Below are 13962 nucleotides of genomic sequence, written 5' to 3'. Positions count from 1 at the left end.
AGCATTCGCCTTAAACTGATTTAATATCGTATCATCTTTTAATATTTTCAAAGCATTTTGAGCCATTTCTTCAACATTTCCAACATCGCTTAAATACCCAGAAAAACCATCAAAATTCACTTCAGGAAGACCACCAGAGTTACTAGAAATTACAGGAACACCAAGAGCCATTGCTTCTAAAGCCGCTAAACCAAAACTTTCTGTTTCAGATGGAAGTAAAAACAAATCGGTCATACATAAGATTTTATCTATTTCGTGGCTGTTTCCAAAGAAAATTACTTTATCTAAAATTCCTAATTCTTGGCATAAAATTTCTGCTTTCTCTTTTTCAGGGCCATCTCCAACCATCATTAATTTGGCTGGAATTTCTTTCTGAACATTATAGAAAATCTTAATAATATCCGGAATACGTTTTACTTTTCTAAAGTTACTGATATGTGTAATGATGCGCTCATTTTCATTTGCCATTACATATCTGTGACAAGGCGCCGAAGGATCTTTTTTCACTTTATCAAGTTCAATAAAATTAGGAATCACCTTAATTTTATTCTTGATTTTAAACAATTTCAAAGTATCATCTTTCAAACTTTGCGAAACCGAAGTAACGTAATCAGATTTATTGATACTAAAAGTCACAGCGGGTTTATAAAAAGGATGATTCCCTACTAAAGTAATATCCGTACCGTGAAGTGTTGTAATCATTGGTAGATTAATACCTTCGTTTTTCAGCATTTGTTTTGCCATATATCCTGCATAAGCATGTGGTATAGCATAATGCACGTGTAAAAGCTCAATTTTATACAATTTAACCATATCGACTAATTTACTCGACAAAGCTAACTCGTAAGGCTGATAGTGAAACAATGGATATTCCGGAACATTAACTTCGTGATAATGAACATTCGGATTTAAAAGAGCCAGTCTAACCGGCTGACTGTATGTAATAAAATGTATTTCGTGTCCTCTTCTGGCTAGTTCGAGACCTAACTCGGTGGCTACTACACCACTACCTCCAAAAGTAGGATAACAAACAATTGCTATTCTCATGGATTAAATTTAATTCTACGAAAATACTCAAAAATCACATTTAAATAAGCTTTTAAATTGTTAGATTTTTGACAAAATTAGATTAATTCTAGTTAATAAATATTTTAGAAGCAGTACAATTTCGAATAAAAAGAACGACCAGTCCCGCTGTCTGCTATATCTTTTTCCGTCTAAAGAAGCCAGAAAAAGGATACCGCTCCCATCGGGGCTAAAAAAGATCTTTTGTTTTTCAGATCACGTTTTAAAACTGAGCGCCTATAAACAATACAATTTGTAGTAATAACAACAACCAGAAAAACAATAAAGAAGGTTCTACAGCCTCAGAAATAAACTGATTGATTTTCATCGAAACAACTTCAGACAACTTTAAATCTTTATTAGAAAAATCTACATCATCAAGTCTTACCTTTTTAAATATGTAATTAATAACCTTCTTCTTAATTTTAGAACTTTCTTTATCATTCTTATTGGCTTCTAAAAGCTGTAATCTAAGCATAGCTCCATTAGAAATTTTACTTGTCATATTATTTGAAGCCGTAATTTTATCTACTAAAAGCACAACATAAGAATTGACATAACCAGCAAAAGTTTTATTCTTCCAAGTCAAATAAATCATTTGTTGAATAGCCGCTTTGTTAGCAATTAAAAAATATAAAAAGGCAAAAATTGGAGCTCCAACAAACAAAATAAATCCGCAGAGATTATTCAAAAGTAAGCCCATAATAAAAGCATAAGCATTACCGTGCCCTCCACCTGCAAGACTTCCATTTTGAAAAAGAATAATTAAAAAAATGATCATAGTAAATAAGTTTCCACTTATCATCACAACAAGCCATTTTAAACTTGATTTTGCCGAAATACTTGCAACACTCTTAATTTCTTCTTTCATAAATTTTAAGTTAAACTATTATAATTCCAAAACAATGATACGGATTTAACATTGTAAATCCTACCAAAAACAAAAAAAGGCATGAAATATAAATTTCATGCCTTTGCTTATAATTTTAGAAAAATCTTAGAAAAATCTGCTATGCCAACTATCCGCAGCAGGAACTTCCCAAGCATCATTAAATTCTTCAATATTAGTAACCAGATTATTAAACACAATGGTATTTCCAGTTACTGCTTTATCTTTTACCATTTTCTTGAAATCAATCAATGGTTTGTGTGCAATATGTTCTCCAAGTTTAAAAGTGACATTCATTTTATCCAACAAATCAACGTCATATTTTTTTTCTAAACTTTGGATAAATTCAACTGAACTATCAATTGAACATCCTGTCGCTGCCTGCACATCTTGATTTACAGCTAATATTATAAATCGATTGTATTTTAATAAATAAGAAGCTTCAAGACTTGTTCCGTGTGCAGCCCATTGTTCAACAAAAGCTTTCAAGTCTGTTTCAATTTCAGAAAACTCTTCCTCAGAAAACTTTCTGTTAGATTGGTAAATCCAAACTCTGGATTCGCCTGGTAAATCTTCAAAAGGTATATACATTTTTAATTTTAGATTTTAGATTGTTGATTTTAGATTTTAGATTTTAAATTTCCAAAAGTTCAGCTTTCAAGTAAAAACTCAGCACCTTAGAAACTTAGAACCTTTACTTATAAATCTTGTGCATTCGCGATTAACTCCGCAACATCCATTACTTTTACGTCTCCTTCTTTATGTGCATGTTTAATTCCATCTGTTAACATCGTATTACAGAATGGGCAACCCGCAGCAATAATATCTGGTTTTACTTCAAGTGCATCTTCTGTTCGAAGTACGTTTACTTCCTTATTACCAGGCTCAGCATCCTTAAACATTTGCGCTCCACCAGCTCCACAGCATAATCCATTTGCTTTAGAACGTTTCATTTCTACTAATTCAACATCTAATTTCTGAATTAAATCTCTTGGTGCCTCGTAAGCTTTATTGGCTCTTCCTAAATAACAAGGATCGTGAAAAGTGATTTTTTTTCCTTTAAATTGTCCACCTTCAACAGTCAATCTTCCATCATCTATTAATGATTTCAAGAATTCTGTATGATGAATTACCTCGTAATTACCTCCTAATTCCGGATATTCATTTTTTAGTGTATTAAAACAATGTGGACAAGCTGTAACAATTTTTTTTGCTTCATAAGCATTCAGAACTTCAATATTCATCATGGCTTGCATTTGAAACAAAAATTCATTTCCAGCTCTTTTTGCTGGATCTCCGGTACAACTTTCTTCTGTACCTAAAACTGCAAAAGAAACATTCGTACGATTTAAGATTCGCACAAATGCTTTAGTAATTTTTTTTGCTCTATCATCAAAACTTCCTGCGCAACCTACCCAAAACAAAACTTCTGGTTGTTTTCCTTCGGCAAGCATTTCTGCCATTGTTGGCACTACTAAACTTTCTGACATTTCTCTCACTTGTTTAATCGGTTAATCGTCGAATTGTTTAATCGTTAAAAACTAATTGGCAATTCCAAAAAACCGAAATATTACTCAAATCGATTAAACGGTTAAACAACTAACCGATTAAACAATAAATCTTAATTCTCGTTTTTCCAATTTAAACGGTCTTGTTGACTGTACTGCCAAGGCGCACCGTTATTCTCAATATTGGTCATCATCGCATTTAATGACATTGGAGCAGCACTTTGTTCCATCACCAAATAACGACGCATATCCATAATAATAGACAAAGGACTAATATTTACAGGACATTCTTCTACACAAGCATTACATGACGTACAAGCCCATAATTCTTCTGGAGTAATATAATCGTTTAAAAGTGATTTATTATCTGGAACAAAAACACCTTTATTAGCATCAATATTCTTTCCAACTTCAGTCAAACGATCTCTGGTATCCATCATAATTTTACGAGGAGACAATTTTTTCCCTGTTTGATTAGCTGGACACGAAGAAGTACAACGACCACACTCTGTACAGGTATAAGCATTTAATAACTGAACCCAGTTTAAATCCTGAACATCACTCGCTCCAAATTTAGCTGGAGCAGCATTTTCATCTACAGGAGCCGCTGCAAAAGGATCTGCATTTGGATCCATCATTAATTTTACTTCTTTTGTAACAGAAGCTAAATTATCAAACTGTCCTTCTGGTTTTAAATTCGCAAAATAAGTATTCGGAAAAGCCAAAAGAATATGTAAGTGTTTTGAGAAGTATAAATAGTTCATAAAAACTAAAATACCAGCAATATGCAACCACCAAAAAACTTCAAATAACAAGGCAACTAGCTCATTCGAAGTACCATTAAAAATTGGCGCAATAAATTGGCTTATCGGATAACTTCCCGCTTTATGAAAATGAGAATATCCTCCTGGAACATTCTGTAAATGCAAATCAGATGCATTCATTAATAAAAACAGAATCATTAAAACGGTTTCAAAATACAAAATGTAATTGGCATCACTTTTCGGGAAACCATTTAAATCAGAATTGATAAAACGTTTCAAACGAATTACATTTCTTCTAATCCAAAAAGTAACTACAGCAATAATTACAAGTATCGCTAATATTTCGAATGAAGCAATTAGAACATCATACACAACGCCCAAATAAGGAGCAAAAATTCGATGTGTTCCAAAAAGTCCATCAATAATGATTTCTAATAATTCAATATTAATAATTATAAAACCTACATACACAAAAATATGCAGAATTCCAGCAACAGGGCGTCTCACCATTTTTGATTGCCCAAGAGCAATCAAGGCCATGTTTTTCCAACGAGCTTTAGGATTATCTTTTCGATCAACATCAACTCCTAAATTGATATTTCGGATGATTTTTTTTACGCTCGCTGCAAAAAAACCGAAACCTACTATGAGAAGTATGGCGAATAAAATATTATCTAAATAACTCATTTATAATTATTTTTTATCTGTTGAGTTTGTTTCTTCTGTTGGTGCCACGTAAGGTTTGTTTTTCTTTCCGAAAAGAGAAACGTTTACGTAACGGGTTGGATAAAGACGCACATCTTGTAACAACAATTCTAATTCTTTTGAAGTTTTTGCTAAATTATTATAAAGCGCATCGTCGTTTAATAATTTACCTGCAGTACCTTTTCCAGAATTTAAGTTAGCCATTAAACCATCAACTTTAGCTAATGCTTGGTTTAAATTACGAACTGTTTTTCCTAAATCAGCTTTGTTTAAAGAATCAGAAATTTTATTGAAGTTACTTGACATTTTACTAAAGTTCGTCACAACACCATTAATCTGACCTTTATTAGTATCTAAAATAGAATTTAAACTACCCGAAGCTTTGTGAAACTGTGCCATTGTCTGACTCAATTCTGCAATTGTTTTCTTTAAATTTTCCTGAGTTGGCTTGTCTAACGTATTGTTTAATCCTGTCACCAGAACATCAATATTTAAAAGCATTTTGTCCAATTTCTGCTGAATTGGCTCAATTTTACCTCCTAAAGATTCTGTCAATCCAAGTTCAACAGAAGATACTAAAGTCTGACCGTCTTCAGCCAAATCTTTATCTGCCATATTTGGCACAATCTTAATTTGTTTTCCACCAATTAAACTTGGAGAATACAAAGATGCTGTACTTGTTTTAGAAATTGGAAAATCTGTTTTTAATTGAAGTTCAACTAGTAATTTACCAGTTACTTCGTCTATAGTGATTTTACTTACTTTACCAATTGCAAGCCCGTTAAGTGTAACAGGCGCTGACGCTGATAAATCTTCAACATTATCATACTGAACATATAAAGTTTTATAATTTGTAAAAAGATCACGACCTTTTAAAAAACTATAACCCCAAATAAATAATAAAATCGATACGATGACTAATATAGCCGTTTTAATTTCTCTTGTTAGTTTCAAAATTCTAAGTGTTTGTACAAAATTAATATAAATATTCGAACTTAGGCTTATTATTTAATCGCGTCCTGAATACTGATTTTTTCTCCATCTCTAGTTGCTACCAAAAATGCTGCGCCATACCCTTTACTTTTAGCTTCTTGCAAGTATTTTTGCGCTGTTTCGTAACTTGAAGTTTCTTCGTAGAAATACTTATATATATTGTTTTCAAATAACATACTCACATTTTTCAAACCTTTAAAGTTTTTAGGTTCCAAAGGCGTTTTCTTAATACTTGCGATAAGCTGTACTTTAAAAAATGTTCCTTTAGGTGCACTTTTTGCTACTGCGACTGGAGTAGTCGTTTTTGGTTTTGCTGGCGTAGTATCTCTTACGGGCCGACTCTCAGTAGCTTCCGCTCCTGTCCCAAAATATTCTCTTTTATAACTTAAGATCGCTTCTGCAATTGCTTTTGCAATATCGTCTTGTCCTTCTTCCGAATTCAAAATATTTCCTTCCGTAGGATTTGAAACAAAACCTGTCTCAACCAAAACCCTTGGCATATAGGCTTTGTGAAGAACCATAAACGGAGCTTGTTTTACACCTCCTTGACGTAATTTCTTTCCTAGCTTCTCAAAGTTTTCTTCGATTTTAGTTGCAAGTGTTATACTATTATCCAAATATTCTTCTTGCATTAAAGTCATTCCTATCATTGATTCTGGAGAATTTGGATCGTAACCTTCGTATTTACGTTTATAGTCTTTCTCTAATGTAATTACCGAGTTCTCTTTTTTCGCAGCTTCAAGGTTAGATGCAACTTTACTCAAACCCATTACATAAGTTTCGGTTCCATCTGCTGCAGTATTTTTATTGGCATTACAGTGAATAGACACAAAAATATTTGAATTTGCTCTATTTGCGATATTGGCTCTTTCGACCAAATCTATAAAAACATCTGTTTTACGAGTATAAATTACATTAACATTTGGATTAAGTTCTAAAATCTTCCCTACTTTCAAAACAATAGCTAAAGCAATATTTTTTTCAATCCTGCCGCTATAAACTGCTCCAAAGTCATGATCTCCATGTCCGGCGTCAAGAGTTACCTTGAACACATTCGACTGACTTTGAGCATAAAAAGACAGGAATATTAGAAATAAAGTAAATATTACCTTAAATTTGTTAATTCTATTCATAAATCTAAAAGTTAATTTTAATAAAATGCAGCTGTTATAATTTTCAGAATTGATTATTTTTGCCAAAAAATTATATGTAAGTTTGACATGTCAAAAAACACGCCATAATTTTACAAAAATAGCATTTAAACCTTTGCATACAAACTTATTTAATATCGTTTTAATATCATTTTTCCTAACTATAGGTTGTGGAAATTTATATTCGCAAGAAATAAAAAACAAAAAAAAGCCTTTACCTGCTGTAAAACAAACAGATAAAGAAGCTCCTGCAATTACCGATACTATAAAGCTGGATACCGTTAAAACTAAAAAGACTTTTCTAGATGGAAAAGTTAGGTATGTAGCAAAAGATTATGCTAAAATTGATCAGAAAAGAAAACTGATTACTTTATATAACGAAGCCGAATTATACTATAAAGATGTTGAATTAAAATCGGGTATAATTGTACTTAATTATGAAAAAGATGAAGTTTACGCAGGAAGAATTAAAGATTCTACTGGCGTATTAACTCAATATCCAAACTTCAAACAAGGAGCTAGTGAGGTACAGCCCGACTCCATTCGTTTTAATTTCAAAACAAAAAAGGCTTTAATTTATAATTCAAGAACAGAACAAGGCGAATTTAAAATCAAGGCTGCTATAACTAAAAAAGAAAACGATTCTGTTTATTTCTTGAAAGGCGCAAGATTTACAACTTCAACAGATGTTGACCATCCTGAATATTATTTCCAAACTAGTAAAGTTAAATTTATTCCAGGGAAAAAAGTAATTACTGGTTTAACTAATATGGTAATTGCAGACGTACCTACTCCACTTGCACTTCCTTTTGCTTATTTCCCAATGAGTCAGGAAAAAAGTGTTTCGGGGATTATTATTCCAAGTTACAATGACTCTAATACAAGAGGTTTCTCTCTTCAAAATGGAGGTTACTACTTTGCCCTCAGTGACAATTACGATTTAACCGTATTAGGAGATTATTACACTAACGGAAGTTACGCCATGCGATTTGAATCGGCTTATGCTACGAGATATAAATATCGAGGAAACGTAAACATTCGTTTTGAAAACCTAATCAGTAGCGAACGTGGTTATCCAGATTACACTAAACAGGGTATTTACAACATTCAGTGGTCACATTCTAAAGACACAAAATCAAATCCGAATTCAAGCTTTTCTGCGTCGGTTAACATGGGTAGTAGTAAATACTTTAAACAATCGATTAACCAAGCCAATATTGGATCGAATTTGAACAATACTTTAAGCTCATCTATCAACTACAATAAAACTTTCAATACAATTCCAGGATCACGTATTGCATTAACAGCAACTCATAGCCAAAATACGCAGACAGAAGAGATTATTATGACTCTTCCATCCTTTCAGGGAAGTATTGACCGTGTATATCCTTTTGTTGGAAAAAACGGTGTAAAAAAAGGATTCATCAAAAACATCAACTTACAGTACAATGTGAGTGGTAAAAACTATTTTAAAACAAGTGATTCCCTATTTTTTAAACCACAGATGTTTAAGGATGCTCAATTGGGAATGCAACATACAATTCCGCTTAGTACCAACTTTAAAATTTTCAAATATTTTAGTGCGGGAGCTTCAACAACTTACCAGGAAACTTGGGTAAATAAGACCATCAACAAAAGCTATGACCCTAGTACTGGAAAAGCAGAAGACAAAAGTGTAAACGGATTTGATTCTTTTAGAACTTACAACTTTAGCACTAATTTAGGAACTACAATTTATGGTACATTTAATTTTGGTGAAGACAAAAGAATTCAATCGATAAGACACGTAATGCGTCCAAGTATAACGTATGCCTACACACCAAGTTTTGAGCGTTATTACGACAGTTATTCAGTCGATGCTTCAGGAACAATCACTTCTCAATATACTCGATTTGAAAACGGTCTTTTTGGAGCACCAGGAAAAGAGAACTCCAACATTGTTGGCTTTGCTTTAAGCAATACTTTTGAAGCTAAAGTGAGAGACAGAGACAGCACCAAAACAGAACCTAAAAAAATAATGCTACTAAACAATTTAAACTTTAGTACCAGTTATAATTTTAATGCTGACGGAAGAACAACTCTTGCATGGCAACCTGTCTTAGTAAGTGGAGGAACACAGTTTTTTGACAATAAAATGAACATGAACTTTGGTGCCACATTAGATCCTTATGCTCTTGATAGTGGTAACAACAGAATTAGCACTTTTAATATTGACAATGGAGGAAGTTTATTCAGATTAACCAGTGCAAACGTTACGGTTAACTACTCTTTCTCAAACAAAGGAACTGGAAAAGAAAAAAACACACAGAGCCAGCGGAATGGAGGTCGAAACGATGACTTGTTTGGAACGAATACTGATTTAAACGACAGCAGAAACAGCCAATTTGCCAACGAACCTGAAAAGGAAGATGTAATTACCGAATTCTTTAATTCGAAAATTCCATGGGACATGACCTTAGCCTATTCGTTAACCTATTCTAACACAACAAGGCAAAACCAAATTTCTGGAAACTCGCTTATGATTTCTATCAACACAGACATCACTCCAAAATGGAAAGGTGGTGTTTCTACTGGTTATGATTTTGTACAAAAAGGAGTTACTTTTACTCAGTTCCGTTTTGAGCGAGATTTATTAAGCTGGAGAATGGCATTTAACTGGCAACCGCTGGGAACAAACTCTAACTGGAATTTCTTTATTGGAATTAAATCTGGTATGCTTAGTGACATTAAATGGAACAAACGAAGCGTATCTAATCGATAAACTACTTTCGAATCAAATACTTTCATTATGAAAAAAATCATTTTTACCGACAAAGCTCCGGCTCCAATCGGACCTTATAACCAAGCTGTTTTATCTGGAAATACACTTTATGCTTCTGGACAAATTGCAATCAATCCTGAGTCAGGAGAATTGATTACAGACAACATCAATGACGAAACCGACCAAGTTATGAAAAACATCGCTGCGATTCTTGAAGCAGCAGGAATGACTTTTGAAAACGTTGTGAAGTCAACTATTTTCATTATGGACATGAATAACTTTGGCGCCATAAACACGGTTTACGGATCTTATTTTAACGAAAAAACCGCTCCAGCTCGTGAAACGGTTCAAGTGGCTTGTTTGCCAAAAAATGTAAATGTTGAGATTTCTATAATTGCTGTGCAATAGCATCTAATAATAATTGTGCCGTTGCTTCATTGGTTGCCAGCGGCACATTATGCACATCGCAAACACGAATCAACATATTAATATCTGCTTCGTGCGGGTGACTAGACAGAGGATCTTTAAAAAAGAAAACCATCTGTGTAATTCCTTCCGCAACTCTACCTGCAATTTGCGCATCACCTCCAAGAGGTCCAGAAAGCATTCTTTGAGTTTTAAAACCCGCTGCTTCAGCTTTTCCTCCAGTAGTTCCAGTACCAATCAGCCTTATTTTTTCATTGTGCAAAACAGTTTCATTTTTGATTAAGAAATCAATTAAATCTGCTTTTTTTCCATCATGAGCAATAATGGCAATTTCCATAAAACCAGAACTATTGATTAGCGACATGGTAAGCAATTAATCCATCAATAGGTCTTCTTAAAACATTCCCTAATTGAAGTTCATATTTATTAAATGTCTCTTGTAATTCATCTTTCAAATAAAATGCAATTGAACCAACAAAATGTACTGGAACTTCTTTGCAATTATCGAATTGCTTGATGTAATTCTTAACAAAAGATTTCATTCCCTTGAAAATGATTTTTCTACAGAACTCAGTGTCTTTATGCTTAATTAAAAACTTAGCATAAGTAGCCAAATAAGCATTTGGGTTAGCTTCTTTATATAATTTGTTTTTAATAAAATCTGGATCAACGTCGTACTCTTTTTCAAGCTCAACAGCCAATTCTTTAGGCATTTTATTAAAATAGTATTTTCTAATTAGTTCTTTTCCAAAAACATTTCCACTACAATCATCCATTACAATATAACCTAATGATTGTACTTTTTGATGTAACACTTTTCCATCAAAGTAACTGCAGTTAGAACCAGTTCCTAAAATAGAAACTATAGCTTCCTGCCCTTTTGGAGTTGTTGCATAAACCGCAGCATAAGTATCTTCTTGAACGTCTACAATCGCGTTAGAAAAATACTCTTGAAAAATTCTTTTCAACCACTCTTTCATTCTATCAGTACCACAACCGGCGCCGTAAAAGAATAAATGTGTAGCATTTTTTTTGTTTTGTAAAATATCGAAACGGTCATTCAATCTTTCAATGATTTCTGGCTCGTCTAGAATTTCAGGATTTAATCCTAAAGTTTGTGTTGTGAATAATACTTTTCCATTATCATCTATTGCAATCCAATCGGCTTTAGTAGATCCACTGTCAACTATTAATTTCATTTGTTTAGTTTTTGGGATTAGGTTTCTCTATTTCTAATTTAAAAGTGTACTTTTTACATTAATTATAGAGGTAACAAAATAAGAAAATCCCGTTACTCATCATAACGGGATTTTGCAAAAATATATATTATTATTTTAAACCTGCAATATGTACAGATAAATCGATCAATTTGCTTGAGTATCCGTACTCATTATCATACCAAGAAACTAATTTGAAGAAAGTTGAATTTAATCCAATTCCTGCACCAGCATCGATGATAGAAGTTCTTTTATCTGAGATAAAATCCTGAGATACAACTGCATCTTCAGTGTATCCTAAGATACCTTTTAATTCATTTTCAGAAGCTTTTTTCAAAACTGCCATAATTTCTTCGTATGAAGTTTCTTTAGCAACTTTTACCGTTAAATCTACTGTAGAAACGTCAGCAGTAGGTACACGGAAAGCCATACCTGTTAATTTTCCATTTAATTCTGGAATAACTTTTCCAACCGCTTTAGCAGCACCTGTTGAAGAAGGAATGATGTTGATTGCAGCAGCACGTCCACCTCTCCAGTCTTTTCTAGAAGGTCCGTCAGCTGTCATTTGAGTTGAAGTTGTAGCATGAACAGTTGTCATTAAACCTTCAACAATTCCAAAGTTATCGTTGATTACTTTAGCTAAAGGAGCTAAACAGTTTGTAGTACAAGAAGCGTTAGAAACAACTAAATCAGAAGCTTTTGCAGTTTCGTGGTTTACTCCCATTACAAACATTGGAGCATCAGCAGAAGGAGCAGAAATGATAACTTTCTTAGCACCACCTTTTAAGTGCTCGCTTGCAGTTTCGATAGTTGTGAAGATACCAGTACATTCAGCAACAACATCTACATCAACTTCGTTCCATTTTAAGTCAGCTGGATTTCTTTCTGCAGTGATACGGATGTTTCTTCCGTTTACATAAAGTTTTCCTTCTTTAACTTCTACAGTTCCATCGAAACGACCGTGAACTGAATCATATTTTAATAAATAAGCTAAGTGATCTGCATCTAATAAGTCATTGATTGCAACAACTTCTACGTTATCTCTGTTGAAAGACTCTCTAAAAACGATTCTTCCGATACGTCCAAATCCGTTTATTCCTAATTTTACTTTTGACATTTTACTAAATTTTTGCTTTTGTTTTTATTACACTACTTCAAAGTCTAATTTCCTCACAATAAACTTCTCTTCTTTTTTAAACTTTATATTGATTATGTTGACATGATGTCAGACACTCTTAATAATTCTCTATCAATTTCTGATTTTCCTTTAATAGCTTGCTCAAGTGGCGTTAAAATCACTTTATCTTCACGAAGACCAACCATATAATTTGATTTTCCTTCAATTAAAGATTCAACAGCTTTTACTCCTAAACGGCTTGCCAAAACACGGTCAAAACAAGATGGAGAACCACCACGCTGCATGTGTCCTAATACAGAAACACGTACATCATACTCAGGTAAATTAGCTTCAACATAATCTTTTAATTCGAATACATTTTTACCAATTTTATCTCCTTCAGCGATTACCACAATACTTGAAGATTTTCCTGAAGCTTTACTTTTTTGAAGCGAATCTAACAGACGATCTAAACCTAAATCTTCTTCAGGAATAAGAATTTCTTCTGCTCCAGCTCCAATACCTGCGTTAAGAGCAATATGACCAGCATCTCTACCCATAACCTCTACAAAAAACAGACGGTTGTGAGAACTTGCCGTATCTCTAATTTTATCGATACAGTCTACAACAGTATTTAAAGCAGTATCATACCCTAAAGTAAAACTTGTACCATAAATATCATTATCAATTGTACCAGGAATTCCCATAACTGGGAAATCAAACTCTGAATTAAAAATTAATCCTCCGGTAAAACTTCCATCTCCTCCAATAACAACCAAAGCATCAACACCTGCTTTAACAAGGTTTTCGTGTGCCTTTTTTCTACCTTCAGGGGTTCTAAACTCAACTGAACGAGCCGATTTTAAGATCGTTCCACCTTTGTTTACAATATTATTTACACTACGAGGTCCCATCTCTTTGAAGTCGCCTTCAATCATTCCTTGATACCCTCTATAAATTCCGATGCATTCTATATTGTGATATGCGCAAGTTCGAACAACTGATCTAATTGCAGCATTCATTCCAGGTGAATCTCCTCCTGAGGTAAGAACACCTACTTTTTTTATTGTTTTTGGCATTATTTAAGTATTAAAGTGTAAAATTAGCAAACATTCATCACTTTTCGGGTTGTGATTATCATAAATTAATAAAATCTGTTAAATTCAAACGTTTTCGTTAATAAGTTTTTTCAAGGGAAAAATTTCATTAAAAATAATAAAACGCTATTTTTTTAATTAAATCATCAAAATTAACAATACCCAAATGAAGTGTTATAAAAATCGGAATTTCTCTCTCACACGAAAAATTCTATTAGAGTCGCTAAATTTAGCACAAAAAAAACCATTATGAGAATAATGGTTTTATA

Annotated in this window: 13 protein-coding genes; 2 read left to right on the top strand and 11 right to left on the bottom strand. The window is 33.1% G+C overall.

Annotated elements, in window-relative coordinates; all coding sequences use genetic code 11:
- From bshA to VGE71_RS21730, 7 genes are all read right to left on the bottom strand, one after another.
- On the bottom strand, positions 1-1047 hold a 1047-nt coding region (bshA, locus tag VGE71_RS21760), incomplete at its 3' end, for an N-acetyl-alpha-D-glucosaminyl L-malate synthase BshA (protein WP_331140201.1).
- 241 nt (positions 1048-1288) lie between these two features.
- Positions 1289-1936 (bottom strand): hypothetical protein, encoded by a 648-nt coding sequence (locus tag VGE71_RS21755; RefSeq protein WP_331140200.1) that lies wholly within the window; start codon positions 1934-1936, stop codon positions 1289-1291.
- Positions 1937-2062: 126 nt separating this feature from the next.
- On the bottom strand, positions 2063-2545 hold the full coding sequence (locus VGE71_RS21750; RefSeq protein WP_331140199.1) for an ABC transporter ATPase: 483 nt from the start codon (positions 2543-2545) through the stop codon (positions 2063-2065).
- 107 nt (positions 2546-2652) lie between these two features.
- On the bottom strand, positions 2653-3444 hold the full coding sequence (locus VGE71_RS21745; protein ID WP_331140198.1) for a (Fe-S)-binding protein: 792 nt from the start codon (positions 3442-3444) through the stop codon (positions 2653-2655).
- 131 nt (positions 3445-3575) lie between these two features.
- A complete protein-coding gene (locus VGE71_RS21740) occupies positions 3576-4913 on the bottom strand; it encodes a (Fe-S)-binding protein (RefSeq protein WP_331140197.1) in 1338 nt (445 codons plus the stop codon).
- A 6-nt stretch (positions 4914-4919) separates the two neighbouring features.
- Complete coding sequence (locus VGE71_RS21735; protein ID WP_331140196.1) at positions 4920-5885, bottom strand: MlaD family protein; 966 nt, start codon at positions 5883-5885, stop codon at positions 4920-4922.
- A 50-nt stretch (positions 5886-5935) separates the two neighbouring features.
- Entirely contained in the window at positions 5936-7057 is a 1122-nt protein-coding gene (locus VGE71_RS21730; RefSeq protein ID WP_331140195.1) for an N-acetylmuramoyl-L-alanine amidase, read from the bottom strand.
- An 82-nt stretch (positions 7058-7139) separates the two neighbouring features.
- Here VGE71_RS21730 and VGE71_RS21725 point away from each other — a divergent pair, with 82 nt between their 5' ends.
- Both VGE71_RS21725 and VGE71_RS21720 read left to right on the top strand, forming a co-directional pair.
- Positions 7140-9836: a putative LPS assembly protein LptD gene (locus VGE71_RS21725; RefSeq protein WP_331140194.1), complete on the top strand. Its 2697-nt coding sequence runs from the start codon at positions 7140-7142 to the stop codon at positions 9834-9836.
- 27 nt (positions 9837-9863) lie between these two features.
- The gene (locus VGE71_RS21720) at positions 9864-10244 is read left to right on the top strand and encodes a RidA family protein (RefSeq protein ID WP_331140193.1); all 381 of its coding nucleotides are present in this window, start codon (positions 9864-9866) and stop codon (positions 10242-10244) included.
- On the opposite strand, the gene VGE71_RS21715 is transcribed toward VGE71_RS21720, so the two are convergent.
- The 4 genes from VGE71_RS21715 to pfkA all read right to left on the bottom strand — a co-directional run bounded on the left by VGE71_RS21715 (position 10225) and on the right by pfkA (position 13675).
- Positions 10225-10599, bottom strand: coding sequence for a methylglyoxal synthase (locus tag VGE71_RS21715; protein WP_331140202.1), 375 nt, complete (start codon positions 10597-10599; stop codon positions 10225-10227). The genes VGE71_RS21720 and VGE71_RS21715 overlap by 20 nt on opposite strands.
- 10 nt (positions 10600-10609) lie before the next feature.
- Positions 10610-11461 (bottom strand): N-acetylglucosamine kinase, encoded by an 852-nt coding sequence (locus VGE71_RS21710; RefSeq protein ID WP_331140192.1) that lies wholly within the window; start codon positions 11459-11461, stop codon positions 10610-10612.
- Positions 11462-11591: 130 nt separating this feature from the next.
- Entirely contained in the window at positions 11592-12596 is a 1005-nt protein-coding gene (gene gap / locus VGE71_RS21705; RefSeq protein ID WP_331140191.1) for a type I glyceraldehyde-3-phosphate dehydrogenase, read from the bottom strand.
- Between the two features lie 92 nt (positions 12597-12688).
- On the bottom strand, positions 12689-13675 hold the full coding sequence (pfkA, locus tag VGE71_RS21700) for a 6-phosphofructokinase (protein ID WP_144219088.1): 987 nt from the start codon (positions 13673-13675) through the stop codon (positions 12689-12691).
- Positions 13676-13962: the final 287 nt, after the last annotated feature.

Origin of the sequence: Flavobacterium sp. (genome assembly GCF_036405015.1) — a bacterium.
Classification (GTDB): Bacteria; Bacteroidota; Bacteroidia; order Flavobacteriales; family Flavobacteriaceae; genus Flavobacterium.
Note: the sequence above shows the minus strand (reverse complement) of the source record. Positions and strands in the feature narration are given on the sequence as shown.